The sequence below is a fragment of the Pseudomonas sp. O230 genome (genome assembly GCF_045447035.1).
In the GTDB taxonomy this organism is placed as follows: Bacteria; Pseudomonadota; Gammaproteobacteria; order Pseudomonadales; family Pseudomonadaceae; genus Aquipseudomonas.
Genome location: NZ_JBJGXN010000005.1, coordinates 402,620 through 428,199, shown reverse-complemented (window position 1 = coordinate 428,199; position 25,580 = coordinate 402,620). Strand labels below are relative to the sequence as shown.

Here is a 25,580-nt window from a genome sequence, read left to right as displayed (position 1 = left end):
CTGACTTTTTCGGAAGCCCCATGGCCCGTTTTCGTTCGCTGTTTTTTATCGCCGCAACCCTTTGCTCCAGTGGCATGGCCAGCGCCGCGACGCTGCAAATCCAGATGCATGACCAGCGTGGCCAGCCATTGGTCGATGCCGTGGTCACTTTGCAAGGCCCGGCCGGTCAGCCTGCGGGTGCGCTCAAGGCCGACATGGATCAGCGTTCTCAGCAATTTGCCCCTCACGTGCTGGCGGTGCATACCGGCACGCCGATCAAGTTTCCCAACAGCGACAACATTCGCCATCAGGTGTATTCCTTCTCACCGGCCAAGCGCTTCGAATTGCGACTGTATGAAGGCACGCCATCAGATCCGGTGCTGTTCGACAAACCCGGCGTCGTGGTGCTCGGCTGCAACATTCACGACTGGATGCTTGGCTACGTCTACGTCACCGAAGACCCGCGTTTCGGCGTGACCGATACCCAGGGCCAATTGGCGCTCAATGTGCCGGCCGGGGTTTACCACGTCACCCTGTGGCATCCGCAGGCGCTGGACATGCAACCGGTGAACGGCGGTGAAGTGAAGATTCCCGCTCAAGGTCTGCAGCAAGTTTTTGCTCTGAACCTCGAAGCCCAGGCCACGCAAAGCCCAACCGCGCCGACATCCAGTGCCTTTGGCGATGCGTTCAAGCGAGCCGCCCATGAAACTGCGCAGTAGTTTTCAGGCTCGCATCGCCTGCGTTCTGATTCTGCTGTTGCTGGTGGTGGTCGGCGCGCTGTATTTCAGCGTGAAAGCGGTGACCAACTCGGCGGTCCGTGCTCAGGCCAACGCTCAGTTGGACGTGGGGACACGAGTATTCGAGCGCCTGTTGGACGTACGTGGCCGGCGCCTGGCCGATGGTGCGCAATTGCTCTCGGCAGATTTTGGCTTTCGCGATGCGGTGGCCAGCGGCGATTCGGCGACGATGGCTTCGGTGCTGTTAAATCATGGCAAACGCATCAATGCCAGTGACATGATCCTGCTGGGCATGGACGGTAAAGTTCTCTCCAGCACCCTCGACGATGTGGTTGAGGGCTCGCCCTTCCGTTATGACCAGGCCTTGCGCGAAGCCCGACGCAATCAACAAACCATGGTCATCGTGCCGTTACAGGGCAAGCCTCATTTGCTGGTGGAAGCCACGGTGCTGGCGCCGCTGCCAATCGCGCGAGTGGTGATGGGCTTCAGGATGGACGCCTCGTGGGCTGAAGAGCTGCGTTCGTTGACCAATCTGGAGGTGTCGTTCATCACCGTAGACCGCCAGCAGCTCGGTCAGTTGGTCAGCACTCAGCCGGATTCGATGAACGACAGCCTGGTGCGCTTGATGCTCGCCAGTCGGCAGGACAGTCAGGTGCCGTTGAGCGAACGTCAGGACCCGAATTTTCTGGGCCGGACATTAATGTTGGCCGGTGCTCTCGAGGGCCGCGACAACCAAGTCATCGCGTTGCTGCAAAGTCCGCTGAATGCCGCGATGCAGGCGTTTGCGCCGCTGGATGAAAAGATCCTCGGCATTGCATTGGTGGCGTTGCTTGCTTCCCTGGCGGGCGCTTTGTTGCTGGCGCGTAGCGTGTCACAGCCAGTGCGAGCGCTGGCCGAGGCTGCCGAGCGCATTGGTCAGGGCGATTACCAGACGCCGGTCAACCTTCAGCGCAGCGACGAACTTGGCCTGCTGGCCGGAGCCTTCAATTCGATGCAAAGCGGCATCGCCGAACGTGAGCAGCAACTGGCTCACAACGCGTTGCACGATCGGCTGACCGGGTTGCCAAACCGTGCGCTGGCCATGGAACGCCTGGGCAGTGCGATCTCGGCGCAGCGACCGATGGCTCTGGTCTACCTGGGCATCGACAACTTGCGCGCAATCAGTGAGGCCGCCGGCCCCGAGTCGGTTGACCAACTGCTCAGGCAAACGGGCGAGCGCCTGCAAGTCGCGCTGCGCCCCGGTGATACGGTGGCTCACCTGATTGCCGATGAGTTTCTGCTGTTGCTCGATGGTTTCGACAGTGATGCGGCGGTGGCGGTGGCCGACCAGCTTCAGCAATTGCTGCTCAAGTCGCAGCGTATCAATGGCCACGATGTAGCCCTGGACTGCCGGCTCGGGATTGCTGCATTTCCGGTCGACGGGCAAAGCGCGCAAACCTTGCTTGAGCGTGCGGCCATCGCCATGAAAGATGCGGCTCAAATACCCGGCCGGCTGCAAATCTACGAGCAGGGGCGCGACCTCGCTCATCGTCGTCAAGTCACCCTGATCCGCGACTTGCGTCAGGCCGCTGTCAACGGTGAGCTTTTACTGCATTACCAGCCGAAACTGGATATCCGCAAAGGTCACGTGCGTCAGGCCGAAGCCTTGTTGCGTTGGCAGCATCCGCAGTTCGGAATGGTGTCACCGGCGGAATTCATTCCCTTGGCCGAACGCACCGGCAGCATTCGCACCTTGACCAATTGGGTGATCGGCGAAGGCATGCGCCAGCTCTCGGAGTGGAACCGCCGTGGTTTGCGCTTGCAGTTGTCGCTGAACATTTCGGCCGATGACTTGCTTGGCGATGATCTGGCAGGTCGGGTTTCGGCGTTGCTCAAAGTTCATCGTTTGCCGGCCGAGCAATTGATTTTCGAAATCACCGAAAGCGCGGTCATGCGTGAGCCGGAACACGCGCTGAAAGTCCTGCATCAGTTACGCGATTGTGGCATCAGTCTGTCGGTTGATGACTTCGGCACGGGTTACTCGTCCTTGGCTCACCTCAAGCGTTTGCCGGTGCAGGAGCTGAAAATCGATCAGTCCTTTGTGCGCGATCTGGATGAAACCAGCGAGGACGCGGTGATCGTCCGTTCCACCATCGAAATGAGCCACAACCTTGGGCTCAAAGTGGTTGCCGAAGGCGTCGAGTACGCACACAGCCTGCGCCTGCTCGAACGCTGGCAATGCGACACGGCGCAGGGTTATCTCATCAGCCGCCCGCTGACTGCGGCGGCTTTCGAAGCCTGGGTCGCGTTACCCCTGGCTGCTCAAACTTCCATGGTTCATTGATGGTCATGACGTCGCGTATTTCCCTGTTGATCGGCTGCCTTGTCGGCCTGACCCTGCAAACCGCTCTGGCCGATAACGGCCGACTGATCGCCACCGGTGGTGCCAGCAGCCTTGAAGGTGCGGCGGGGGGTGGAATCACGCCGTGGGCGGTGCTCGCCGGTTATGGAGAGAAGGGTGAGTGGGGCGCTACGGCGTTCGCCACTACGGTCAACCTGCCGGATTATCGACTCGATGTGGCCGGATTGGCGGTGGCCTATGACAATCGGGTCGAGCTGTCTTTCGCCCGGCAACGGTTTGATCTGGGCTCGCTGGTGAGCAAGTTGAGCCTGCCCGAAGACAGCCTTGGTCAGGACGTACTCGGGGTGAAAGTGCGGTTGTTTGGCGACGTTATCTACGATGACCTGCCGCAGGTGTCCCTGGGGTTTGAGTACAAGCATCAGCGCAATTTCCTGATTCCGAGCCTGGTGGGCGCCAACCGTGACAGCGACACCGAAGGCTATTTGGCCGCCAGTCGTTTGTTCATGGGGGCGGCGTTTGGCTACAACGTGCTGGTCAATGGCAGTCTGCGTTACAGCCGGGCGAACGAATTGGGGTTGCTGGGGTTCGGTGGCGACCGTCGTGATACCCGCAGTCTGCTCAAGGAAGGTTCGTTGGCGGTACTGTTTAATCCGCGCTGGGCCGTAGGCGTCGAGTACCGCGAGAAGCCGGACAATCTGTCGTTTGCCGGGGAAAGCGATTGGGCGGATGTGTTTGTCGGGTATTTCCCCAATAAGCACTTGTCGTGGGTATTGGCCTACGCCCGCCTAGGCGAAATCGCCACGCTGGATCATCAAAACGGCACGTATCTGTCCGTGCAGGGGAGTTTTTGATGCGCTTTGTATTGCTGATCCTGGTGGTATTACTCAGTGGTTGTGCACAACAGCCAGCCAAGGATGATCACCTTTATCGGGCGCTCGGCGAACGACCGGGCATCACTCTGATTGTGGAAGGCATGTTGCTGAACATTGCTCGGGACGAACGCATCGTCGATCGCTTTCGCAAAATCGATATCCAGCGTTTGCGCGACAAGCTGATCGAGCAGTTTTGCGTGGAGGCGGGCGGGCCCTGTAGCTATACCGGCGACAGTATGGCCGAGAGCCACAAGGGGCAGAACGTCAGTCGCAGCGATTTCAATGCACTGGTGGAAGATCTGATTGCGGCGATGGATGCGCAGGGCATTGCTGTGCCGGTACAGAATCGGTTGATTGCGCGGTTGGCGCCGATGCGCGGGGACGTGATCGAGAAGTAACGTTCCGGTTGCTCGGGGCGCGGCGCGGGCGACCTCGCTTCTACGGGGTCTGTGCAGTCCCTGCAGGTACAAGGTTTGCCCGCGAGGACGGTCTTTTTACGGACGAATCTCGATCATCGTCCCGTCCGGCACCAACCCCCACACTTCGCGCATGTCCATGTTGCGCATGGCGATGCAGCCGTCGGTCCAGTCCAGTGTGTGGAACAGGTCTTCGGGGTTTTCTTCGGTGTCCGGCGTACCGTGAATCATGATCATGCCGCCGGGCTCGACGCCTTCGCGCCGCGCGCGCGCGGAGTCGCTGATGTTCGGGTAGGAAATGTGCATCGCCAGGTTGAATTTATCGCTGACCTTGCGCCAGTCCAGCCAATAGAAACCTTCCGGCGTGCGCTTGTCGCCTTCCATCAGCTTCGGCCCCTTGGGGCGTTTGCCCAGGGAGATGCGATAGGTCTTCAGCGGCTTGCCGTCGTTGATCAATTGCAATTGGTGGGCGGATTTGAGCACCAGAACTTTTTCGATGACTTTGCCGTTCAGGGTTTCCGCAACGGAAGCCTGTGACAGAGCGACGAACGACAAGCAAAACACGGCAAGCAACCAGCGCATTGAAACGATATCCCTGAGAGGTGTCGCGGCTATTTTATTTATAGAGGTTTTTTAGGTGATGGCAGGCTGAGCAAGCGGCGGGATCGACTCGGATCGCACGGGGTAGACCTCGGTCCGCCGGTCAGCGAAGAAGCATTCTAAGGTACGGCCCACCGTGCGGAAAGCGAGGTCGGACCACGGGATGTCGGCTTCGTCGAAAAGTGCCACTTCCAGGCTCTCGGGACCGGCGGAAAAATCCAGGTCGACCAGCTCTGCGCGAAAGAACACATGCACCTGACTGATGTGCGGCACATCGATCAATGTATAGATGTTCAGGTTGCGCACCCGCGCGCAGGCTTCCTCGGCCGTCTCGCGAATGGCCGCCTGCTCGATGGTTTCACCGTTTTCCATGAAACCGGCGGGCAGGGTCCAGTAACCGAGCCGTGGCTCGATGGCGCGTCGGCACAGCAACACTTTCGAGCCCCAGGTCGCCACACAACCGGCGACGATATTGGGGTTCTGGTAGTGAATCGCCTGACAGCTGTCACAGACAAAACGCAGACGCGAATCGCCTTCGGGAATGCGTTGGGTGACCGGGTTGCCGCACTGACTGCAAAATTTCATGCTTGGGTTCCTGAATGCTGCGCCTATCTTGGCGTGCGGCGGTGTCTGTCGGCAAGTTGTCGTTTAGCGACACACGGCAGTTCGGGGCTTGGGCGGTCGGTGTGATTGGTGCATGATGCGAGGTAGCGAATAAATCGAGAAGACTCATGCTGGACGAGCTACTGCATCGAGTAAGCAACCACACCCCACGCACACTGGAAACCGACAAGCGTTTCCCGGAGGCCGCGGTTCTGGTGCCCATCACTCGCAGTGATGAACCGGAACTGGTTCTGACCCTGCGCGCCAGCGGGCTCTCGACCCATGGCGGCGAAGTGGCCTTCCCCGGCGGACGCCGCGACCCGGAAGACCCTGACCTGATTTTCACCGCGCTACGTGAGGCCGAAGAAGAAATCGGCCTGCCACCGGGACTGGTCGAAGTGATCGGGCCGTTGAGCCCGCTGATTTCCCTGCATGGCATCAAGGTCACGCCTTATGTCGGCGTGGTTCCGGATTTTGTCGAGTATCTGGCCAACGACGCCGAGATCGCCGCGGTGTTCAGCGTGCCCCTGGAATTCTTCCGCAAGGACCCGCGTGAACATACCCATCGCATCGATTACCAGGGCCGCAGCTGGTATGTGCCGAGTTATCGTTACGGCGAATACAAGATCTGGGGCCTGACGGCGATCATGATCGTCGAGTTGATCAACCTGCTCTATGACGCCAAAATCAGCCTGCACCAGCCGCCCAAGAGTTTTATCAACACCTGAAGCCATCGTTCGTATGGCGTTAAGCCGCGGCTGCCTGAGCCTGAGGACAACACGATGAAATACCGCCTGGGCGACGCCCGCGTCGAGACCCATCCACAGAGCTGGGTCGCCCCCAACGCCGTGCTGGTGGGCAAGGTCAAACTGGAAGAGGGCGCCAACGTCTGGTTTAACGCCGTGCTGCGTGGCGACAATGAACTGATCCTGATCGGCAAGAACAGCAACGTCCAGGACGGCACCGTGATGCACACCGACATGGGCTACCCGCTGACCATCGGCACCGGCGTGACCATCGGCCACAACGCCATGCTCCACGGCTGCACCGTCGGCGATTACAGCCTGATCGGCATTAACGCGGTGATTCTCAACGGCGCGAAAATCGGCAAGAACTGCATCATCGGCGCCAACTCGCTGATCGGCGAAGGCAAGGAAATTCCGGACGGTTCGCTGGTCATGGGCTCGCCCGGCAAGGTCGTGCGCGAGCTCACCGAGGCGCAGAAGAAAATGCTCGAGGCCAGCGCTGCGCACTATGTGCATAACTCGCAACGTTATGCCCGCGACCTGGCAGAGCAGGAACAATGAGCACGCCCGAACGCCCGGTGCTATCGCCCTGCGTGAGCATTTGTGCGCTGGACGAGGATGATATTTGCACCGGGTGTCAGCGCACGGTGGAAGAGATAACGCGCTGGAGCCGGATGAGCAATGACGAACGCCGAACGGTGTTGGGGCTGTGTCATGAGCGGGCCAAGTCCAGTGGGCTGCTTTGGATGATAGGCAACAAATCCGACAATTGATCGCTGGCAAGCCAGCGCCTACAGGTGTTGCGCTGCCCTTTTAGGCGCTGGCTTGCCAGCGATGAGGGCCTTGCCGGCAATATCACTCTCCTTGGCCGAACCACTGCCCTGAAGTACCCTTCGCCCCAAATTGACAGGTCGCCCCTAATTCCATGCTCTTTCTGATCGCCTACATCAGCAGCGTCGTGCTGATCAACTACGCCTTTTCCACCGCCCCGCACCTGGACATCATCTGGTCCGCCTGGGGCGGTCTGGTCTTCGTCCTGCGCGACATGGTGCAAATCCGCTTCGGCCACGGTGCGATCGTGGCAATGCTGGCAGCGCTGGTGCTGTCCTACGTCACGTCCGATCCGTCCATCGCTCTGGCCAGCGCCACGGCGTTCGCGGTCTCCGAATGCATCGACTGGCTGGTGTTCAGCATCACCAAGCGCCCGCTGCACGACCGCCTGTGGATAAGTTCGGCCCTGAGCATTCCGCTCGATACCTTCATCTTCTTCGGCATGATCGACGCCCTCACCCCGGCCGTGACCCTCACCGCCATGGGCTCGAAGTTCGCCGGCGTGACCGCTGTGTGGCTGATCATGGCGTGGCGCATGCGCAAACAGGCCGTCGCCGGCTGAAGCCAAACCCTCAGGTTCATGTAAAATGCCGCGCTTTCTCCCCATGGGAAGCGTGCCAGGCACAGCATCCCTCGATGATCCGCTCCTTTGAGGACCTGAGATGACCCGTATCGGAACTCCATTGTCGCCAACCGCGACCCGCGTATTGATGTGTGGCTGTGGTGAGTTGGGCAAGGAAGTGGTGATCGAGCTGCAACGCCTGGGCGTTGAAGTGATTGCCGTCGACCGCTACGCCAACGCGCCAGCCATGCAAGTCGCGCATCGCAGCCACGTGATCAACATGCTCGACGGCGCCGCCCTGCGTGCAGTGATCGAAGCCGAGAAACCGCACTTCATCGTGCCGGAAATCGAAGCCATCGCCACCGCGACCCTGGTCGAACTGGAAGCCGAAGGGTTCACCGTGATCCCGACCGCGCGCGCCGCGCAACTGACCATGAACCGTGAAGGCATCCGTCGCCTGGCCGCTGAAGAGCTGGACCTGCCGACCTCGCCGTACCACTTTGCCGACACCTTCGAGGATTACAGCAAAGCCGTTCAGGACCTGGGCTTCCCGTGTGTGGTCAAGCCTGTCATGAGCTCTTCGGGCAAGGGCCAGAGCCTGCTGCGCAGCGTCGATGACGTGAAAGCCGCGTGGGATTACGCGCAAGAAGGCGGCCGGGCCGGTAAAGGTCGGGTGATCGTCGAGGGCTTCATCGACTTCGACTACGAAATCACCCTGCTGACCGTGCGTCACGTCGGCGGCACCACATTCTGTGCGCCGGTCGGTCACCGTCAGGAGAAGGGCGACTACCAGGAATCCTGGCAGCCTCAAGCCATGAGCCCGATTGCCCTGGCGGAATCCGAGCGCGTGGCCAAAGCGGTCACCGAAGCCTTGGGCGGCCGTGGTCTGTTCGGCGTCGAGTTGTTCATCAAGGGCGATCAGGTGTGGTTCAGCGAAGTCTCGCCGCGCCCGCATGACACCGGCCTGGTGACCCTGATTTCTCAGGACCTGTCGCAATTCGCGCTGCACGCTCGGGCCATTTTGGGGCTGCCGATTCCATTGATCCGTCAGTTCGGGCCTTCGGCTTCGGCAGTGATTCTGGTGGAAGGGCAGTCGACACAGACGGCTTTCGCCAATCTCGGCGCTGCCTTGAGCGAACCGGATACCGCGTTGCGTCTGTTCGGCAAGCCAGAAGTGAATGGTCAGCGGCGGATGGGTGTGGCGCTGGCGCGGGATGAGTCGATCGAGGCTGCTCGCGCTAAAGCGACCCGTGCTTCCAAGGCTGTTGTAGTCGAGCTGTAAAACCGAGGCGCGGCTATCGCGGGCAAGCCCGCTCCCACAGGATTTAGGTTGTTCGCAGATGTTGTGTACAACTCAGGTCATGTGGGAGCGGGCTTGCCCGCGATGGCGGCCTATCAGGCAACCCGATTCAAATCGTTATTACGCGTCTCTTTCAGGCACAACACCGCAATCAAACTCAGCACCGCCGCCCCCGACACATACCCGCCGACATAACTCAAACCGCCCATCGCCACCAGCTTCTGCGCAAAGAACGGCGCCGCCGAGGCTCCGACAATGCCGCCCAGGTTGTAGGCCGCTGACGCACCGGTGTAGCGCACGTGGGTCGGAAACAGTTCCGGCAGCAGCGCACCCATCGGCGCAAACGTCACGCCCATCAGAAACAGCTCGATGCACAGGAACAGCGCCACACCCCAGGTCGAACCTTGGGTCAGCAGCGGTTCCATCAAGAAGCCGGACAGAATCGCCAGCACACCACCGATGATCAGCACCGGTTTGCGCCCGTAACGGTCACTGGCCCAGGCCGACAACGGCGTCGCAGCGGCCATGAACAGCACGGCGAAGCACAGCAGCGCGAGGAAGGTTTCGCGGGTGTAACCCAGCGTCGACACGCCATAACTCAGCGAAAATACGGTCGAGATGTAGAACAGCGCGTAGCACACTACCATCGAACCGGCGCCCAACAGCATGGGCGCCCAATACTGGCTGAACAGCTCGACCAGCGGGATCTTCACTCGCTCCTGCCGTGCCATGGCATTGGCGAACACCGGGGTTTCGTGCAACTTGAGGCGCACGTACAGGCCGACCATCACCAGCGCGGCGCTGAGCAGGAACGGAATCCGCCAGCCCCACGAGCGGAACTGTTCGTCGTTCAGCGTCATCGCTAGCGTCAGGAATAACCCGTTGGCGGCGAGAAAGCCGATCGAAGGCCCGAGCTGCGGGAACATGCCGAACCAGGCGCGCTTGCCCTTGGGCGCGTTCTCTGTCGCCAGTAACGCCGCCCCGCCCCATTCGCCGCCCAGGCCCAAACCCTGGCCGAAGCGCAGCACGCAGAGCAGGATCGGTGCCCAGGCCCCGATGCTGTCGTAACCCGGCAACACGCCGATCAGCGTGGTGCACACGCCCATCAGCAGCAAGGAAGCGACCAGGGTCGATTTGCGCCCGATGCGGTCACCGAAGTGGCCGAACAGCGCCGAGCCCAGTGGCCTGGCGAGGAACGCGATGCCGAACGTGAGAAACGCCGAGAGCATCTGGGCGGTGCCGGAGGTTTGTGGGAAGAACACCGGCCCGATCACCAGCGCCGCGGCGGTGGCATACACGTAGAAATCGTAGAATTCGATGGCGGTGCCGATGAAACTCGCGGTGGCCACGCGGGTGGCGGAGTTCGTCGGTTGCGCAGGCGTGGTTTCGGTAGAGGTCGTGCTGGTCGTCATGCGGTAATCCCTGACAGTCATGTGCTCCAGTGGAGCGAATTATTATGGTCGAACACCCAGGGATGTGGGTTTGATGCGGGGTGCGGGTAGCACGGGGGTGGGGCGGGGCTTGGGTAAGCGGGGCCGATTATGCCATGGACTTTAGCGCTATTTGTAGGAGCCGGCTTGCCGGCGATAGCGATCTGAGGTGCGCTATCGCCGGCAAGCCGGCTCCTACAGGGGCGTGTTGTCAGGCTGGTGTGGGGATGGCGGCCGTATGCCAGATCAACACGCGGGTAACGCGGTTGTCTTCGGTCTCCAGAATCTCCAGCCGATAACGCCCGATCTTCAGGCATACCGCGCTGTCCGGAATCGTCTCCAGCGCCTCGGTCACCAGCCCGTTAAGGGTTTTCGGGCCGTCGCTGGGCAGGTGCCAGCCGAGGCTTTTGTTCAGGTCGCGAATCGACGCCGCACCATCGATCACCAGGCGTCCATCGGCCTGCGGATGGATGTGCGGGTTATCCAGGCTGTGCTGGCTTTCGAATTCGCCGACGATTTCTTCGAGAATGTCTTCCAGCGTGACGATGCCGAGCACTTCGCCGTACTCGTCGACCACCATGCCCAGGCGCCGCTGCTGCTTGTGGAAGTTCAGCAATTGCAGCTGCAACGGCGTGCTTTCCGGCACGAAATACGGGTCGTGACACGCCGCCAGCAGTGCTTCGCGAGTCAGCAGGCCGTCGGGCAGCAGATGGCGGATCTGACGGGTGTTGAGCACCGCCTCGACCTGATTGATGTCGCTGTGGAAAACCGGCAGGCGCGTGCGCCGATTGGCCCGCAGCTGTTCGAGGATCTCTTCTATCGAGTCGTCGAGGTTGATCCCGTCAACGTCACTGCGCGGCACCAGAATGTCGTTAACCGTGATGTTGTCCAGTGCGTGGATGCCGGCCAGCGGGTGCGGACGGCAAACCGCTTGTTGATCGTCGTGACGATCGTTCGGCGTTTCGTCCTCGCTTTGCTGCACCACTTTGGCTTTGCGGGCGAACGGGCGCATCAGGAGCTGGCTGATACCATTGAGCAGCCAGGCGGCCGGGTAGATGATTTTCAGCGGTGCGCGGAGCAGGGTGTTGCCCAGCGCCAGGACCGCATCGGGATAGCGAGCGGCGAGGGTGCGTGGCAGGTAATCGGCAAACACCAGCAGAAGCGCACCGGCCCCCAGCCACGCGGCCCATGGACCGTTCTCGGCCCAGGTGAAAATCGCCAGCAGGGTGCTGATGACCACCACCAGTGCGCGGCACAAGGTGTTACAGAGAATCAGGCTGTTGAGCGGAAAACTCAGCCTTGCCACCGGTTTGTCGCTGGAGCGCGAGGCGGTGCGTTGCGCCAGTAAGTGCTGCTGAGCCGCTTCGATGGCGGTGAACAGCCCCGACCATAAAATCAGCAGGGCTACCACGGCGAACATCGGCCCTATGGGCAAGTCGTCCATTTATGCCGCCCGTCAGATGTGCAGGATGTATTCACGGACCAGCTTGCTGCCGAAATACGCGAGCATCAACAGGCAGAAACCGGCGAGGGTCCAGCGAATGGCCTTGTGTCCGCGCCAGCCGAGGCGGTTGCGGCCCCAGAGCAGCACACTGAAGACGATCCAGGCCAGGCACGCCAGCAAGGTTTTGTGCACCAGATGCTGGGCGAACAGGTTTTCGACGAACAACCAGCCAGAGATCAGCGACAGCGACAGCAAGGTCCAGCCGGCCCACAGGAAGCCGAACAACAGGCTTTCCATGGTTTGCAGCGGCGGGAAGTTCTTGATCAGTCCGGACGGATGCTTGTGCTTGAGTTGATGGTCCTGAACCAGCAACAGCAAGGCCTGGAACACCGCGATGGTGAACATGCCGTAGGCCAGGATCGACAGCAGGATGTGCGCGAGGATGCCCGGCTCTTCATCAATGATCTGCACCGTACCGGCCGGTGCGAACTGTGCCAGCAGCACGGTCGCGGCGCCCAGCGGGAACAGCAATATCAGCAGGTTTTCCACCGGGATCCGCGAGCAGGCCAGCAGGGTCAAGGCAATGACCGCCGCGGCGATCAGGCTGGCAGCGCTGAAAAAATCCAGGCCCAGGCCGATCGGTGTCAGCAGATGGGTGAACAGGCTGGCGCTGTGAGCCAGCACGGCGAGCACGCCGAGCGTGACCAACAGGCGCTTGTTCGCCTTGGCACCGGTGGCCAGGCGAGAGCCTTGATAGAGGGTCGCAGCGGCATATAAGCATGCGGCGGCGAGGGTAGTCAGCAAACTGGGTGACAAGGGGAGCATAAATCCTGTTAGGCAAGCCCGAAAGGCGCTGAGTTTGGCATAGAACCCACACACCACGAAAGTGCGAGGTGTCCGCGAGTCGCAGTCTTCGCTATAATCCGCGACCTGCCCACGCCGCAGGCTCGCCGAGCACATGTTGATTCCGGTCTGGGCCGCCATTATCCCGGTCTACACAGGGCCTGAAAGGATCGCGCAATGTTTGAAAACTTAACCGACCGTCTCTCGCAGACGCTGCGCCATGTCACCGGCAAGGCCAAGCTGACCGAAGACAACATCAAAGACACCCTGCGCGAAGTGCGCATGGCGTTGCTCGAAGCCGACGTCGCCTTGCCGGTGGTTAAGGACTTCGTCAATTCGGTCAAGGAACGCGCCGTCGGCACCGAGGTGTCGCGCAGCCTGACGCCGGGCCAGGCCTTCGTGAAGATCGTCCAGGCCGAACTCGAAAGCCTGATGGGCGCGGCCAACGAAGACCTGAACCTGAGCGCTGTTCCGCCTGCCGTCGTATTGATGGCCGGTTTGCAGGGCGCGGGTAAAACCACCACCGCCGGCAAACTTGCGCGCTTCCTTAAAGAGCGCAAGAAGAAGTCGGTGATGGTCGTGTCCGCGGACGTTTACCGTCCGGCGGCGATCAAGCAGCTGGAAATGCTTGCCGGTGAAGTCGGCGTGACCTTCTTCCCGTCCGACCTGAGCCAGAAGCCGGTCGAGATTGCGCAAGCGGCTATTAAAGAAGCAAAACTGAAATTCATCGACGTGGTCATCGTCGATACCGCCGGTCGTCTGCACATCGACGAAGAGATGATGGGCGAGATCAAGGCGCTGCACGCTGCGATCAACCCGGTCGAAACCCTGTTCGTGGTCGACGCCATGACCGGCCAGGACGCCGCCAACACGGCGAAGGCCTTTGGCGATGCACTGCCGCTGACCGGTGTGATCCTGACCAAGGTCGACGGCGATGCCCGTGGCGGTGCCGCGTTGTCGGTCCGCGCTATCACCGGCAAGCCGATCAAGTTCATCGGTATGGGCGAGAAGAGCGAAGCGCTCGAACCGTTCCACCCTGAGCGTATCGCATCGCGCATCCTCGGCATGGGCGACGTGCTCAGCCTGATCGAACAGGCGGAAGCGACGCTCGACAAGGACAAGGCCGACAAACTGGCCAAGAAGCTGAAGAAGGGCAAGGGCTTCGACCTCGAAGACTTCCGCGATCAGCTGCAACAGATGAAGAACATGGGCGGCCTCGGCGGCCTCATGGACAAACTGCCAAACATCGGTGGTGTCAATCTGGCGCAGATGGGCAATGCCCAGGGTGCGGCAGAGAAGCAATTCAAGCAGATGGAAGCCATCATCAATTCCATGACCCCGGCCGAGCGCCGCGACCCTGAGCTGATCAGCGGTTCGCGCAAACGCCGGATCGCCATGGGTTCCGGTACCCAGGTGCAGGACATCGGTCGCTTGATCAAGCAGCACAAGCAGATGCAGAAGATGATGAAGAAATTCTCCGCGAAAGGCGGAATGGCCAAAATGATGCGCGGCATGGGCGGTATGTTGCCCGGCGGCGGCATGCCGAAAATGTAAAGAATTCGCGCAAGGGCTTGCTCTTGCGCAGCCCACACGGAAGTGGGATCTCCAGCAAACCCGCACTTGGCGGGAGCTGACTGGCCGTTTTCAACGACGGCTCTATAGCAAATCTGGATGGCGGCCGATAGGCCGCCGGAAAAAGACATTTGCAAAAGTCCGGATATTCCTTAGAATATGCGGCCTTTCGGGCACCTATGCCCGCTGTGCCTTTAGATTTGCAGCACCGACTACAGGAACGATGTTCACATGCTAACAATCCGTCTTGCCCTTGGCGGCTCCAAAAAGCGCCCGTTTTACCACTTGACCGTAACCGACAGCCGCAACCCGCGCGACGGTTCGCACAAGGAACAGGTTGGTTTCTTCAACCCTGTTGCTCGTGGTCAAGAAGTCCGTCTGTCCGTGAACCAAGAGCGCGTAGCCTACTGGCTGAGCGTTGGTGCACAGCCTTCTGAGCGTGTTGCTCAGTTGCTGAAGGACTCGGCTAAGGCTGCGGCCTGAGCAATATGAACGCGACGCCAGCCATTGCTGATGATTTGATCGTTATCGGCAAGATTTATTCTGTTCATGGCGTTCGCGGCGAAGTGAAGGTGTATTCCTTTACTGATCCGACAGAAAACCTGTTGCAGTACAAAACCTGGACGCTCAAGCGCGAAGGCAATGTGAAACAGGTCGAGCTGGTCAGCGGACGTGGGAACGACAAGTTCCTGGTCGCGAAGCTCAAGGGTCTTGATGATCGTGAAGAAGCCCGTCTTCTGGCCGGTTATGAGATCTGCGTGCCGCGCAACCTGTTCCCTGAATTGACCGACGGCGAGTACTACTGGTACCAGCTGGAAGGTCTGAAGGTTATTGATCAACTCGGGCAATTGCTCGGGAAAATCGATCATCTTCTGGAAACCGGCGCCAATGATGTAATGGTGGTCAAGCCTTGCGCTGGCAGCCTGGATGATCGCGAACGCCTGTTGCCCTATACCGAGCAATGCGTGTTGGCCGTCGACCTGGCCGCAGGCGAGATGAAGGTGGATTGGGACGCGGACTTCTAAGCGTGGCTAACTTGCGCGTAGAAGTGATCAGTTTGTTTCCCGAGATGTTCTCCGCCATCAGCGAGTACGGCATCACCAGTCGGGCGGTGAAACAGGGGCTCTTGCAGCTTACCTGTTGGAATCCGCGAGACTACACGACGGATCGACATCACACTGTGGATGATCGCCCATTTGGCGGTGGTCCGGGCATGGTGATGAAGATCAAGCCCCTGGAAGATGCACTGGTTCAGGCCAAGGCAGCAGCCGGGGAGGCGGCGAAGGTGATTTACCTGTCCCCCCAAGGCCGTCAACTGACTCAGTCGGCGGTGCGCGAGTTGGCGAATCTGGATGCATTGATCCTGATTGCCGGCCGCTATGAAGGCATTGACGAGCGTTTTATTGATGCTCATGTCGATGAAGAGTGGTCGATTGGCGACTATGTACTGTCTGGCGGCGAGCTGCCGGCGATGGTCCTGATCGATGCGGTTACACGACTGCTGCCTGGAGCTTTAGGGCATGCGGACTCCGCCGAGGAAGATTCCTTTACGGATGGTCTGCTGGATTGCCCGCACTACACCCGACCGGAGGTGTATGCGGATCAGCGTGTTCCCGACGTGTTGCTAAGTGGCAATCACGCGCATATCCGGCGTTGGCGTTTACAGCAGTCCCTTGGTAGGACCTTTGAACGACGCGCCGATCTTCTGGAAAGCCGCTCGCTTTCTGGAGAAGAGAAGAAGCTGCTCGAGGAATACATCCGCGAGCGGGACGATAGTTAACAACGTATCGATGGTAAGTCCGTTGATTTACCTTAGGAGCACAGCATGACTAACAAAATCATCCTTGCACTCGAAGCAGAGCAGATGACCAAAGAGATCCCTACCTTTGCCCCGGGCGACACCATTGTCGTTCAGGTGAAAGTGAAGGAAGGCGACCGTTCGCGTCTGCAAGCGTTCGAAGGTGTTGTTATCGCCAAGCGTAACCGCGGCGTAAACAGTGCTTTCACCGTTCGTAAAATCTCCAACGGTGTTGGCGTAGAGCGTACTTTCCAGACCTACAGCCCGCAAATCGACAGCATGGCCGTTAAACGTCGCGGTGACGTACGTAAAGCCAAGCTGTACTACCTGCGTGACCTGTCTGGTAAAGCAGCTCGCATCAAGGAAAAACTGGCTTAAGTCCAGCTTCCGATGCAGAAAAAAGCAGCCTACGGGCTGCTTTTTTGTTGCCTGCGATTTATCTTCCATGGCCGTACTGCCGGTCTTGCCTGAGCCTTTATGCCCGCCATCGATCATCCTTTGATAGACCAGTTTCTCGACGCGCTATGGCTGGAGAAAGGTCTCTCCGATAACACCCGCGATGCCTATCGCAGCGACCTGGCCCTCTTCAACGGCTGGCTGCAGGAGAAGGGCTTGGAGTTGATCAATGCCGGCCGTGAGTTGATCCTCGATCACCTGGCCTGGCGCCTGGAGCAGAACTACAAGCCCCGTTCCACTGCGCGATTTCTCTCGGGTGTGCGTGGCTTTTATCGCTATCTGTTGCGGGAAAAGTTGATCGCGGTCGATCCGACGTTACGCGTCGATATGCCTCAACTCGGTAGGCCGCTGCCAAAATCCTTGTCGGAAGCCGATGTGGAAGCGCTACTGAAGGCGCCGGATCTGAGTGATGCGATCGGCCAGCGTGACCGCGCCATGCTCGAAGTGCTGTATGCCTGCGGCCTGCGGGTGACGGAACTGATCAGCCTGACGCTGGAGCAGGTCAACCTGCGCCAGGGCGTGCTGCGGGTGATGGGCAAGGGCAGCAAGGAGCGGCTGGTGCCGATGGGCGAGGAGGCGATTGTCTGGGTCGAGCGTTATATGCGCGATGGCCGTCAAGAGCTGCTCGGCGGACGTCCCAGTGATGTCATGTTCCCCAGTCAGCGCGGCGAGCAGATGACCCGCCAGACGTTCTGGCACCGCATCAAGCATCAGGCCAAGGTCGCCGGGATCGGCAAGTCGCTGTCGCCGCATACCTTGCGCCATGCCTTCGCCACGCATCTGCTCAACCACGGCGCCGATTTGCGGGTGGTGCAGATGCTGCTCGGCCACAGCGACCTGTCGACCACCCAGATCTACACCCACGTTGCCCGGGCACGCTTGCAGGATCTGCATGCCAAACATCACCCGCGCGGTTGAGTACATCCCCAGCAGGAGCGAACTCGCTCGCGAAAAACGCAGGCACAAACGCATTCATCCAGACAACACGCGTCATCGTTGACGACCATCGCGAGCACGCTTGCGCCTGCAAGGCACCCCGCGATGCCCTGCATCAGCCACATTCGGCCCCGCCGACCTTATGTGGTAGGCTTTGCGGGTTTGCACGATGGGCGGTTATGACCCGGTGTTTTGGCACGGGCGTTCTGATCGTCCCATTTGTCCGCCTTCAGGAGTTCTCATGCGTCTGACCCAGATTTTCGCCGCCGCAGCCATTGCGTTGGTCAGCACCTTTGCCGTCGCCGATGACGCGGCCGACAAAGCCATCCGAAAAAGCCTGGAAACCCTCCAGCTCGAAGTGCCGGTGGAAAGCATTTCCGCCAGTCCGTTGCCGGGCCTGTACGAAGTCAAATTGCAGGGCAGTCGCGTGCTCTATGCCAGCGCCGATGGCCAGTACGTCGTTCAGGGCTACATGTTTCAGCTCAAGGACGGTAAACCGGTCAACCTGACCGAGAAAACCGAACGCCTGGGCGTTTCCAAGCTGGTCAACGCTATTCCGGTCGCGGAAACCGTGGTCTACCCGGCTATCGGCGAAACCAAATCGCACATCACCGTGTTCACCGACACCACCTGCCCGTACTGCCACAAGCTGCATGCCGAAGTGCCCGAGCTGAACAAGCGCGGCATCGAAGTGCGTTACGTCGCGTTCCCGCGCCAGGGCCTGGGCTCGCCGGGTGACGAACAGCTGCAAGCGGTCTGGTGCTCCAAGGACAAGAAAGCGGCCATGGACAAAATGGTCGACGGCAAGGAAATCAAGGCCGCCAAGTGCGATAACCCGGTTTCCAAACAGTTCGCCCTCGGCCAGTCGATTGGCGTGAACGGTACACCGGCCATCGTTTTGGCCGACGGTCAGGTCATTCCGGGCTACCAGCCTGCGCCACAAGTCGCCAAACTGGCGCTGGGCGCGAAGTAAATTCGCATCGTCACGGCCAGTCTTTGACGATCATGGTCCGGCGGCAACATTTGCCGGGCCATCAATAGAGAGCCGCGAGCATGCGGCTGTTTTCACGGCCGGCCTTGAGTCGGCCGTTTTATGGGGAGTTCACAGTGAAACCGGTCAAAGTAGGCATCTGTGGGTTAGGGACCGTCGGTGGCGGTACCTTCAACGTACTTCAGCGCAACGCCGAGGAAATTGCTCGTCGTGCCGGGCGTGAAATCGAAGTGGCACAAATTGCCATGCGCACGCCAAAGCCTCAGTTCCAAACGACCGGTATTGCGATTACCAACGATGTCTTCGAAGTGGCCACGAACCCTGAGATCGACATCGTTATAGAGCTGATGGGCGGCTACACCGTTGCCCGCGAGCTGGTACTCAAGGCCATCGAGAATGGCAAGCATGTGGTCACCGCGAACAAGGCACTGATTGCCGTTCACGGTAATGAAATTTTCGCCAAGGCTCGCGAGAAAGGCGTGATCGTGGCGTTCGAAGCGGCCGTGGCCGGTGGCATTCCGGTGATCAAGGCGATCCGTGAAGGCCTGTCCGCCAACCGTATCAACTGGGTCGCCGGCATCATCAACGGCACCGGCAACTTCATCCTCACCGAGATGCGCGAGAAGGGTCGCACCTTCGAAGACGTGCTCGCCGAGGCGCAGGCCCTGGGTTACGCCGAAGCCGATCCGACCTTCGACGTTGAAGGCATTGACGCGGCCCACAAGCTGACGATCCTGGCCTCCATCGCGTTCGGCATTCCGCTGCAATTCGACAAGGCTTACACCGAGGGCATCACCAAGTTGACCACGGCTGACGTGAACTACGCCGAAGCGCTGGGCTATCGCATCAAGCATCTGGGCGTGGCGCGCAGCACTGCGGCGGGCATCGAGTTGCGTGTGCACCCGACGCTGATCCCGGCCGATCGCCTGATCGCCAACGTCAACGGCGTGATGAACGCGGTGATGGTCAACGGTGACGCTGCCGGTTCGACCTTGTTCTATGGCGCCGGCGCCGGCATGGAGCCGACCGCTTCGTCGGTGATCGCCGACCTGGTGGACGTGGTTCGCGCCATGACCTCCGACCCGGAAAACCGTGTGCCGCACCTCGCCTTCCAGCCGGATTCGTTGTCGGCGCATCCGATCCTGCCGATCGAAGCCTGCGAAAGCGCCTACTACCTGCGGATTCAGGCCAAGGACCATCCGGGCGTGCTGGCTCAGGTCGCGAGCATCCTGTCCGAGCGTGGCATCAACATCGAATCGATCATGCAGAAAGAAGTCGAAGAACATGACGGTCTGGTGCCGATGATCCTGCTGACGCACCGTGTGCTGGAACAGCACATGAACGACGCGATCGCCGCCCTCGAAGCCCTGACAGGCGTGGTCGGTCCGGTTGTACGGATCCGGGTCGAGCACCTGAACTAAGCCGTTATCGTTCACCGGGCCCGCGTGCGGGCCCGGGTTTGCGAACACTGTCTATTGGAGCCAGTCATGCGTTATATCAGTACCCGCGGCCAGGCACCGGCCCTGAATTTCGAAGACGTTTTGCTGGCCGGTCTGGCCACTGACGGCGGCTTGTACGTGCCGGAATGCCTGCCACGTTTCACCCAGGAAGAAATTGCTTCCTGGGCCGGCCTGCCGTATCACGAGCTGGCCTTCCGGGTGATGCGCCCGTTCGTTGCCGGCAGCATTCCGGACGCCGATTTCAAAAAGATCCTTGAAGAAACCTACGGTGTGTTTTCCCACAGCGCCGTGGCCCCTTTGCGTCAGCTGAACGGCAACGAATGGGTCCTGGAGCTGTTCCACGGCCCGACCCTGGCGTTCAAAGACTTCGCCCTGCAACTGCTCGGTCGTTTGCTCGACTATGTGCTGGAAAAACGCGGTGAGCGCGTGGTGATCGTCGGTGCGACCTCTGGTGACACCGGTTCGGCCGCCATCGAAGGCTGCAAGCACTGCGAAAACGTCGACATCTTTATCCTGCACCCGCACAACCGCGTGTCGGAAGTGCAGCGTCGCCAGATGACCACCATCTTCGGCGAGAACATCCACAACATCGCCATCGAAGGCAACTTCGATGACTGCCAGGAAATGGTCAAGAACAGCTTCGCCGACCAGAGCTTCCTGAAAGGCACGCGTCTGGTAGCCGTGAACTCGATCAACTGGGCGCGGATCATGGCCCAGATCGTGTACTACTTCCACGCAGCCCTGCAGTTGGGCGGCCCGGCGCGTTCGGTGTCGTTCTCGGTGCCGACCGGCAACTTCGGCGACATCTTCGCCGGTTACCTGGCGCGCAATATGGGCCTGCCGATCAACCAGTTGATCGTCGCCACCAACCGCAACGACATCCTGCACCGCTTCATGAGTGGCAATCAGTACGTCAAGGAAACCCTGCACGCCACGTTGTCGCCGTCGATGGACATCATGGTGTCGTCGAACTTCGAGCGTCTGCTGTTCGACTTGCACGGTCGTAACGGCGCGGCGATTGCCGGGTTGATGGATTCGTTCAAGCAGGGCGGCGGTTTCAGCGTTGAACAAGAGCGCTGGACTGAAGCACGCAAGCTGTTCGATTCGCTGGCTGTGGATGATGCGCAAACGTGCGAAACCATCGCTGAAGTCTATGAGCAGACGGGTGAGTTGCTGGATCCGCACACGGCTATCGGCGTGAAGGCTGCGCGTGAATGCCGTCGCAGTCTGGATATTCCGATGGTGATTCTTGGCACTGCTCACCCGGTAAAATTCCCGGATGCGGTGGAGAAGGCTGGCGTCGGTAAGGCGCTGGAGCTGCCTGTTCACCTGGCTGATCTGTTTGAGCGGGATGAGCGGTGCACCGTGTTGCCGAATGACTTGAAGGCTGTTCAGGCGTTTGTCAGTCAGCATGGGAATCGTGGTAAGCCGTTGTAATCGGGTAGATTGATTGGGGGCAGATCCGTTGCTGCGGTAACGGCGGCTATTGGTTTCGCTTTTACAGCGAGTCACTTGGAGAAGCGCCAAGTAACCAAGCGCTTTTTCCCCTTTCGTTCGGTGCCTCGCTCCGGTCCTGCTCCGTGGGCCCGCCGCCATCGGCCATCCATGGCCGGGGGCGGCTACCGCCACAGCCGCCGAGGCGGCTTGATAGCCGACTTGGCTCATCTTGCGTACGCGTTCTCCTTCACTGCTGCGGCCACTCATTCCGGATATGTACACCGATCCCCTGTAGGAGCTGGCTTGCCGGCGATGGCGTCCGTTCAGTCGCGCACTCATTGCCTGACCCACCGCTATCGCCGGCAAGCCGGCTCCTACAAGGGGCGCCGTACGCTTTTGATTTCCACCACTCATCAGGCCGAGCGTTAGCTCGCCTTCAGCTTTTGATCTGAGCGCCCCCTCGAGAGGCCGAGCGCAGGTTCTGCGCAGTGGGCAACCCGGCAGGGATGCCGGGTTAGCCGCCCCCGGCCATGGATGGCCGATGGCGGCGGGCCCACGGAGCAGGACCGGAGCGAGGGCATGCCGAGCCACAGCGAGGCACCGAACGAAAGGGGCAAGAGCGCTTGGTTACTTGGCGCTTTTCCAAGTGACTCGCTGTAAAAGCGAAATCAATAGTGGCCGTTACCGAAGAAACGGATATTCACCCAATCCCAATCCCAATCCCAATCCCAATCCCAATCCCAATCCCAATCCCCCACTCCCACCCAAGCCATACACAAACCTGTCATCTGCATCATGCATGCTCTACCAACCAGAGACGCCGACGCGTCTGCAACTGGAATCCAGAACTTTCTTCTCGGGCCGGTGGTCACTTATTGTAGACACGCCCCAGGCACCTCGTTTTTGGACTATTGAGTGGTGATCGAGATGGAAAGTATCAGTCTATTGCTCGGCGAGGCTCTGAGCCCTTACCAAGTAACGTTGACCCCATCAGGCACCCACGGTGAATGCCTGGTGACACTGAAGAGCTCGACCGGCGCCATCGTGGTCGAGCGGGAGTTCAATCAGGCTCAGTTGACCGACAAGCGTCTGCTCACGGATGTGGTCGACGGGTTGCATCGCGATTTGCTGATTGCCGAAGGACGCCTGGAACCCTGCGTAATCGCGGCGTTGCGCAATGCGGCACAGGACAAGGTCCTGGGCCGGCCGTAAGTGAATTATTTTTTATGGGAACCTTACGGGCCCAAGGTCAGTCAGAGCATGTAACAGCAGGATCAAGCATTGTGCTCCGGTGCTTGTAGTCGTGCTGCCACTGGTCTTTTTGTAGACCACGTTTAACCCCGAGTCGTCTCCCCACTTCTCGGGGTTTCTTTTTGCCCGCGATTTGTCATTCCTGAGCCTGTTGCTCGAAATACTTGCGGGATTCTTCCAGGTAGGCGCCGCGACTTTCCGGGTCGAGCCACGCGGCGTACGCCTCGCTCAAGCGATCGTGGGGCATTTTGCGCAGCAGTTGATTGATCTCGACAATCGCCTGCCGGCCTTTCGGCGTGTCGGTGCAGCCGATGTATCCGGACAGGAATTTCTCCGCACCGCGAATCGGGTAGAACTGCAACTCATCCTCGGCGATCCCTTGCTGTTGGGCCTGGTAGCGGATTTCCGGACGGTACCCCAGCAGCAACCGCAAGCGCCCCAGGCGCTGCATCTGCAACAGGCTCCCCAAGGCGTCGTTGCCGTAGTGCGGGGTGAGCGAGTCAGGCGGTGCTTGTTTGAGCAGCGCGTCGAGGTAATCACCGTAGTTACGCTCGGCGATAATGCCCAACTTCTCGCCGCCATTCGCCAGGAAGGCCGCCAAGTCCAGTTCACCGTCCTGGATGAAGGGCGCAAGCGTCTCACGGTCAACGCGCCGCACGGCGACGCCGTTACTCATGGCCCGAAACACTGGAATGGAAAACGCGATCCAGCGTTCGCGTTCCTTGCTCCGGTTCAGCGCCGCATCGCAGGTAAGGGACGACTCGTGGAGCATTTGCAAGGCGCGAGCACGGTTGACCCGCATCAAGGTGTGTTTGTATTGCGGCATGCCGGCGATCAACAGTGGCAACAGTTGATCAATAACGCCCTGGCCCTTTTTCGGTCCTTCGAAAATCGTCAGCGGTGGCAGATCCCGCAACAGCCAGATCATGGTGTCCTCGGGCTGCGCCATCGCCGACGAGGTCGGACCGACGAGCAGGACGGTCGCCGCGAACGCGCACATCACCCTCCTGCCGTGCGACAGGCAGGCTGTGGTAACCAGCGAAAGCAGGCGTTTCAGCTTAGATGGCCCCGTCTTCACGCAGCTTTGCGATCTGTTCCTTGTCGTAGCCAAGATCGTTGAGTACCTGCGCATTGTGTTCGCCCAACTGCGGCCCGACCCATTCAGAACTGCCGGGTGTCTCTGAGAGTTTCGGCACAATTCCCGGCATCTTGAAATCTTTGCCGTCCGGAAGCTTTGCCTTCAGGAACATTTCTCGCGCCAGGTACTGCGGATCACTGAACATATCTTCGGCGCTGAAGATACGGCTGGCGGGGACATCGGCCTGATTCAACTGCTCGATGATGGTGTCTAGCGGTAGCGAGTTGACCCAACGATCAATCACCCCATAAATCTCGTCGCGACGGCTATCACGCCCGTCGTTGCTGGCCAGGGCCGGGTCATTGGCCAGGTCTTCACGGCCGATGGTCAGCATGAATCGCTTGAAAATCGCGTCGCCATTGGCGCCGATCTGCACATGTTTGCCGTCGGCGCTGGTGTGGATCGAGGAGGGCGTGATGCCCGGCATGATGTTGCCTGTGCGTTCGCGGATGAAGCCGAACACATCGAACTCCGGGACCATGCTTTCCATCATGGCGAAGATCGCTTCGTACAGCGCCACATCCACCACTTGACCCAGACCGCCGTTGACCTCGCGATGACGCAAAGCCATCAGCGCACCAATCACGCCCCACAGCGCGGCAATCGAGTCGCCGATGGAAATCCCGGTGCGCACCGGCGGCCGGTCTTCAAACCCGGTGATATAGCGCAGGCCGCCCATGGATTCGCCGACCGCACCAAATCCTGGTTGATCCTTCATCGGCCCGGTCTGGCCGAAACCCGAAAGGCGCACCATCACCAGTTTCGGGTTCAGTTGGTGCAAGACGTCCCAGCCCAGGCCGAGCTTTTCCAACACGCCGGGGCGAAAATTCTCGATCAGGATGTCCGCTTCACCGAGCAGCTTTTTCAGGATCGCCAAGCCATCCGGGTGTTTCAGGTTCAGGGTCAGGGACTTCTTGTTACGCGCCTGAACGAACCACCAGAGCGAGGTGCCTTCATACAACTTGCGCCATTTGCGCAGCGGATCACCGCCGTCGGGGGATTCGATCTTGATCACTTCGGCACCGAATTCGCCGCAGATGCGCGAGGCAAACGGCCCCGCGATCAACGTGCCCAGTTCGATGACTTTCAGGCCTGAGAGGGGTTTGGCGGTGAACGGCATGCTGGATCCTGTAGGACAAAGACTTGGCTGATAGAGCGTTTTAGCACAGCCCGCTGTCAGTCGCTCACGGTTGATGGTCGCGAATTCGTTGATTGCCTGCCGCATCGGTTAGACTTGCCGCCTTTCCACGTATCAAGAAGCCCGTTCATGGCCCAGCCGTCCACGACCTACAAGTTTGAACTGAACCTCACCGACCTCGACCGTAGTGTTTACGAGACGGTGAAGCAGACTATCGCCCGTCACCCTTCGGAGACCGAAGAGCGCATGACCGTGCGGCTGCTGGCCTACGCCTTCTGGTACAACGAGCAGCTGTCGTTTGGCCGTGGTCTGTCAGACGTGGATGAGCCCGCCTTGTGGGAAAAGAGCCTGGATGATCGTGTCCTGCACTGGATCGAAGTCGGTCAGCCCGACGCCGATCGCCTGACCTGGTGCTCGCGCCGCACCGAGCGTACCAGCCTGCTGGCCTACGGCAGCCTGCGCGTCTGGGAAACCAAAGTAATCCCGGCGATCAAGAACCTGAAAAACGTGCACATTGCTGCTGTGCCGCAGGAAGTCCTGGAAACCCTTGCCAAAGACATGCCTCGCGTTATCAAGTGGGACGTGATGATCAGCGAAGGGACGATTTTCGTCACCGACGACCGTGGTCAGCACGAAGTCCAGTTGCAGTGGCTGAGCGGCGAACGCGGCTGATTTTTCGTCACGTCATTCGGTTTTGTC

27 protein-coding genes are annotated in these 25,580 nt (G+C 59.9%); 20 read left to right on the top strand and 7 right to left on the bottom strand.

Annotated elements, in window-relative coordinates:
* Nucleotides 1–20: 20 nt before the first annotated feature.
* The 4 genes from ACI77H_RS13315 to ACI77H_RS13300 are packed head-to-tail and all read left to right on the top strand — an operon-like array spanning nt 21 to nt 4,327.
* A complete protein-coding gene (locus ACI77H_RS13315) occupies nt 21–698 on the top strand; it encodes a methylamine utilization protein (RefSeq protein WP_407012304.1) in 678 nt (225 codons plus the stop codon).
* Nucleotides 682–3,039 (top strand): putative bifunctional diguanylate cyclase/phosphodiesterase, encoded by a 2,358-nt coding sequence (locus ACI77H_RS13310; protein ID WP_407012303.1) that lies wholly within the window; start codon nt 682–684, stop codon nt 3,037–3,039. Before ACI77H_RS13315 ends, ACI77H_RS13310 begins: the two co-directional genes overlap by 17 nt.
* A 5-nt stretch (nt 3,040–3,044) precedes the next feature.
* Complete coding sequence (locus ACI77H_RS13305) at nt 3,045–3,908, top strand: DUF3034 family protein (protein ID WP_407012302.1); 864 nt, start codon at nt 3,045–3,047, stop codon at nt 3,906–3,908.
* A complete protein-coding gene (locus ACI77H_RS13300) occupies nt 3,908–4,327 on the top strand; it encodes a group 1 truncated hemoglobin (RefSeq protein WP_407012301.1) in 420 nt (139 codons plus the stop codon). Before ACI77H_RS13305 ends, ACI77H_RS13300 begins: the two co-directional genes overlap by 1 nt.
* A gap of 96 nt (nt 4,328–4,423) precedes the next feature.
* On the opposite strand, the gene ACI77H_RS13295 is transcribed toward ACI77H_RS13300, so the two are convergent.
* Nucleotides 4,424–4,927: a murein L,D-transpeptidase family protein gene (locus ACI77H_RS13295; protein ID WP_150653681.1), complete on the bottom strand. Its 504-nt coding sequence runs from the start codon at nt 4,925–4,927 to the stop codon at nt 4,424–4,426.
* A 51-nt stretch (nt 4,928–4,978) separates the two neighbouring features.
* On the bottom strand, nt 4,979–5,530 hold the full coding sequence (locus ACI77H_RS13290; RefSeq protein WP_407012300.1) for an NUDIX hydrolase: 552 nt from the start codon (nt 5,528–5,530) through the stop codon (nt 4,979–4,981).
* 146 nt (nt 5,531–5,676) lie between these two features.
* Between ACI77H_RS13290 and ACI77H_RS13285 the strand changes: the two genes are divergently transcribed.
* From ACI77H_RS13285 to purT, 5 genes are all read left to right on the top strand, one after another.
* Nucleotides 5,677–6,276: a CoA pyrophosphatase gene (locus tag ACI77H_RS13285; RefSeq protein ID WP_407012299.1), complete on the top strand. Its 600-nt coding sequence runs from the start codon at nt 5,677–5,679 to the stop codon at nt 6,274–6,276.
* Between the two features lie 54 nt (nt 6,277–6,330).
* A complete protein-coding gene (locus ACI77H_RS13280) occupies nt 6,331–6,855 on the top strand; it encodes a gamma carbonic anhydrase family protein (protein WP_407012298.1) in 525 nt (174 codons plus the stop codon).
* On the top strand, nt 6,852–7,067 hold the full coding sequence (locus tag ACI77H_RS13275) for a DUF1289 domain-containing protein (RefSeq protein WP_407012297.1): 216 nt from the start codon (nt 6,852–6,854) through the stop codon (nt 7,065–7,067). Before ACI77H_RS13280 ends, ACI77H_RS13275 begins: the two co-directional genes overlap by 4 nt.
* 152 nt (nt 7,068–7,219) lie before the next feature.
* Entirely contained in the window at nt 7,220–7,687 is a 468-nt protein-coding gene (locus ACI77H_RS13270; RefSeq protein ID WP_407012296.1) for a preQ0 transporter, read from the top strand.
* A gap of 100 nt (nt 7,688–7,787) precedes the next feature.
* Nucleotides 7,788–8,969, top strand: coding sequence for a formate-dependent phosphoribosylglycinamide formyltransferase (purT, locus tag ACI77H_RS13265; RefSeq protein ID WP_407012295.1), 1,182 nt, complete (start codon nt 7,788–7,790; stop codon nt 8,967–8,969).
* Between the two features lie 113 nt (nt 8,970–9,082).
* Here the strand turns inward: purT and ACI77H_RS13260 are convergent, their stop codons facing one another.
* From ACI77H_RS13260 to ACI77H_RS13250, 3 genes are all read right to left on the bottom strand, one after another.
* The gene (locus ACI77H_RS13260) at nt 9,083–10,399 is read right to left on the bottom strand and encodes an MFS transporter (protein WP_407012294.1); all 1,317 of its coding nucleotides are present in this window, start codon (nt 10,397–10,399) and stop codon (nt 9,083–9,085) included.
* A 229-nt stretch (nt 10,400–10,628) separates the two neighbouring features.
* On the bottom strand, nt 10,629–11,861 hold the full coding sequence (locus tag ACI77H_RS13255; RefSeq protein ID WP_407012293.1) for an HlyC/CorC family transporter: 1,233 nt from the start codon (nt 11,859–11,861) through the stop codon (nt 10,629–10,631).
* Nucleotides 11,862–11,873: 12 nt separating this feature from the next.
* Nucleotides 11,874–12,686, bottom strand: coding sequence for an inner membrane protein YpjD (locus tag ACI77H_RS13250; RefSeq protein ID WP_407012292.1), 813 nt, complete (start codon nt 12,684–12,686; stop codon nt 11,874–11,876).
* A gap of 195 nt (nt 12,687–12,881) precedes the next feature.
* Between ACI77H_RS13250 and ffh the strand changes: the two genes are divergently transcribed.
* From ffh to ACI77H_RS13200, 10 genes are all read left to right on the top strand, one after another.
* Nucleotides 12,882–14,258, top strand: coding sequence for a signal recognition particle protein (gene ffh, locus ACI77H_RS13245; protein ID WP_017340267.1), 1,377 nt, complete (start codon nt 12,882–12,884; stop codon nt 14,256–14,258).
* Between the two features lie 249 nt (nt 14,259–14,507).
* The gene (rpsP, locus tag ACI77H_RS13240) at nt 14,508–14,759 is read left to right on the top strand and encodes a 30S ribosomal protein S16 (protein ID WP_045059142.1); all 252 of its coding nucleotides are present in this window, start codon (nt 14,508–14,510) and stop codon (nt 14,757–14,759) included.
* A 5-nt stretch (nt 14,760–14,764) separates the two neighbouring features.
* Nucleotides 14,765–15,301 carry a ribosome maturation factor RimM gene (gene rimM / locus ACI77H_RS13235; RefSeq protein ID WP_407012291.1) on the top strand — a complete coding sequence of 179 codons (537 nt, stop codon included), beginning with the start codon at nt 14,765–14,767 and terminating at the stop codon, nt 15,299–15,301.
* Nucleotides 15,302–15,303: 2 nt separating this feature from the next.
* A complete protein-coding gene (gene trmD, locus ACI77H_RS13230; RefSeq protein WP_007897583.1) occupies nt 15,304–16,056 on the top strand; it encodes a tRNA (guanosine(37)-N1)-methyltransferase TrmD in 753 nt (250 codons plus the stop codon).
* Nucleotides 16,057–16,101: 45 nt separating this feature from the next.
* The gene (rplS, locus tag ACI77H_RS13225; protein ID WP_003175895.1) at nt 16,102–16,452 is read left to right on the top strand and encodes a 50S ribosomal protein L19; all 351 of its coding nucleotides are present in this window, start codon (nt 16,102–16,104) and stop codon (nt 16,450–16,452) included.
* 99 nt (nt 16,453–16,551) lie between these two features.
* Nucleotides 16,552–17,448, top strand: a complete 897-nt coding sequence (xerD, locus tag ACI77H_RS13220; protein ID WP_150638934.1) for a site-specific tyrosine recombinase XerD — start codon at nt 16,552–16,554, stop codon at nt 17,446–17,448.
* A 259-nt stretch (nt 17,449–17,707) separates the two neighbouring features.
* Nucleotides 17,708–18,439, top strand: a complete 732-nt coding sequence (dsbC, locus tag ACI77H_RS13215) for a bifunctional protein-disulfide isomerase/oxidoreductase DsbC (RefSeq protein ID WP_017340265.1) — start codon at nt 17,708–17,710, stop codon at nt 18,437–18,439.
* Between the two features lie 134 nt (nt 18,440–18,573).
* Nucleotides 18,574–19,878: a homoserine dehydrogenase gene (locus ACI77H_RS13210; protein ID WP_407012290.1), complete on the top strand. Its 1,305-nt coding sequence runs from the start codon at nt 18,574–18,576 to the stop codon at nt 19,876–19,878.
* Nucleotides 19,879–19,944: 66 nt separating this feature from the next.
* Nucleotides 19,945–21,354 carry a threonine synthase gene (gene thrC, locus ACI77H_RS13205; RefSeq protein ID WP_407012289.1) on the top strand — a complete coding sequence of 470 codons (1,410 nt, stop codon included), beginning with the start codon at nt 19,945–19,947 and terminating at the stop codon, nt 21,352–21,354.
* A 927-nt stretch (nt 21,355–22,281) separates the two neighbouring features.
* A complete protein-coding gene (locus ACI77H_RS13200; protein WP_407012288.1) occupies nt 22,282–22,566 on the top strand; it encodes a DUF3509 domain-containing protein in 285 nt (94 codons plus the stop codon).
* A gap of 175 nt (nt 22,567–22,741) precedes the next feature.
* Here the strand turns inward: ACI77H_RS13200 and ACI77H_RS13195 are convergent, their stop codons facing one another.
* Both ACI77H_RS13195 and ACI77H_RS13190 read right to left on the bottom strand, forming a co-directional pair.
* Nucleotides 22,742–23,605, bottom strand: coding sequence for a TIGR02285 family protein (locus ACI77H_RS13195; RefSeq protein WP_407012287.1), 864 nt, complete (start codon nt 23,603–23,605; stop codon nt 22,742–22,744).
* Between the two features lie 58 nt (nt 23,606–23,663).
* Nucleotides 23,664–24,863, bottom strand: a complete 1,200-nt coding sequence (locus ACI77H_RS13190) for a CaiB/BaiF CoA transferase family protein (RefSeq protein ID WP_407012286.1) — start codon at nt 24,861–24,863, stop codon at nt 23,664–23,666.
* 147 nt (nt 24,864–25,010) lie between these two features.
* Between ACI77H_RS13190 and ACI77H_RS13185 the strand changes: the two genes are divergently transcribed.
* On the top strand, nt 25,011–25,553 hold the full coding sequence (locus ACI77H_RS13185; protein ID WP_007944886.1) for a YaeQ family protein: 543 nt from the start codon (nt 25,011–25,013) through the stop codon (nt 25,551–25,553).
* Nucleotides 25,554–25,580: the final 27 nt, after the last annotated feature.

Excerpts from the sequence above, each read along its gene's own strand:
- thrC (WP_407012289.1), top strand. The coding sequence starts at position 19,945 with ATGCGTTATATCAGTACCCGCGGCCAGGCACCGGCCCTGAATTTCGAA.
- ACI77H_RS13310 (WP_407012303.1), top strand. The coding sequence starts at position 682 with ATGAAACTGCGCAGTAGTTTTCAGGCTCGCATCGCCTGCGTTCTGATT.
- purT (WP_407012295.1), top strand. The coding sequence starts at position 7,788 with ATGACCCGTATCGGAACTCCATTGTCGCCAACCGCGACCCGCGTATTG.
- ACI77H_RS13275 (WP_407012297.1), top strand. The coding sequence starts at position 6,852 with ATGAGCACGCCCGAACGCCCGGTGCTATCGCCCTGCGTGAGCATTTGT.
- ACI77H_RS13285 (WP_407012299.1), top strand. The coding sequence starts at position 5,677 with ATGCTGGACGAGCTACTGCATCGAGTAAGCAACCACACCCCACGCACA.
- dsbC (WP_017340265.1), top strand. The coding sequence starts at position 17,708 with ATGCGTCTGACCCAGATTTTCGCCGCCGCAGCCATTGCGTTGGTCAGC.
- ACI77H_RS13200 (WP_407012288.1), top strand. The coding sequence starts at position 22,282 with ATGGAAAGTATCAGTCTATTGCTCGGCGAGGCTCTGAGCCCTTACCAA.
- rplS (WP_003175895.1), top strand. The coding sequence starts at position 16,102 with ATGACTAACAAAATCATCCTTGCACTCGAAGCAGAGCAGATGACCAAA.
- ACI77H_RS13190 (WP_407012286.1), bottom strand. The coding sequence starts at position 24,863 with ATGCCGTTCACCGCCAAACCCCTCTCAGGCCTGAAAGTCATCGAACTG.
- ACI77H_RS13185 (WP_007944886.1), top strand. The coding sequence starts at position 25,011 with ATGGCCCAGCCGTCCACGACCTACAAGTTTGAACTGAACCTCACCGAC.
- rpsP (WP_045059142.1), top strand. The coding sequence starts at position 14,508 with ATGCTAACAATCCGTCTTGCCCTTGGCGGCTCCAAAAAGCGCCCGTTT.
- ffh (WP_017340267.1), top strand. The coding sequence starts at position 12,882 with ATGTTTGAAAACTTAACCGACCGTCTCTCGCAGACGCTGCGCCATGTC.
- ACI77H_RS13280 (WP_407012298.1), top strand. The coding sequence starts at position 6,331 with ATGAAATACCGCCTGGGCGACGCCCGCGTCGAGACCCATCCACAGAGC.
- ACI77H_RS13270 (WP_407012296.1), top strand. The coding sequence starts at position 7,220 with ATGCTCTTTCTGATCGCCTACATCAGCAGCGTCGTGCTGATCAACTAC.
- ACI77H_RS13195 (WP_407012287.1), bottom strand. The coding sequence starts at position 23,605 with ATGTGCGCGTTCGCGGCGACCGTCCTGCTCGTCGGTCCGACCTCGTCG.
- ACI77H_RS13315 (WP_407012304.1), top strand. The coding sequence starts at position 21 with ATGGCCCGTTTTCGTTCGCTGTTTTTTATCGCCGCAACCCTTTGCTCC.
- xerD (WP_150638934.1), top strand. The coding sequence starts at position 16,552 with ATGCCCGCCATCGATCATCCTTTGATAGACCAGTTTCTCGACGCGCTA.
- ACI77H_RS13260 (WP_407012294.1), bottom strand. The coding sequence starts at position 10,399 with ATGACGACCAGCACGACCTCTACCGAAACCACGCCTGCGCAACCGACG.
- ACI77H_RS13255 (WP_407012293.1), bottom strand. The coding sequence starts at position 11,861 with ATGGACGACTTGCCCATAGGGCCGATGTTCGCCGTGGTAGCCCTGCTG.
- ACI77H_RS13295 (WP_150653681.1), bottom strand. The coding sequence starts at position 4,927 with ATGCGCTGGTTGCTTGCCGTGTTTTGCTTGTCGTTCGTCGCTCTGTCA.
- ACI77H_RS13290 (WP_407012300.1), bottom strand. The coding sequence starts at position 5,530 with ATGAAATTTTGCAGTCAGTGCGGCAACCCGGTCACCCAACGCATTCCC.
- ACI77H_RS13305 (WP_407012302.1), top strand. The coding sequence starts at position 3,045 with ATGACGTCGCGTATTTCCCTGTTGATCGGCTGCCTTGTCGGCCTGACC.
- ACI77H_RS13300 (WP_407012301.1), top strand. The coding sequence starts at position 3,908 with ATGCGCTTTGTATTGCTGATCCTGGTGGTATTACTCAGTGGTTGTGCA.
- rimM (WP_407012291.1), top strand. The coding sequence starts at position 14,765 with ATGAACGCGACGCCAGCCATTGCTGATGATTTGATCGTTATCGGCAAG.
- ACI77H_RS13250 (WP_407012292.1), bottom strand. The coding sequence starts at position 12,686 with ATGCTCCCCTTGTCACCCAGTTTGCTGACTACCCTCGCCGCCGCATGC.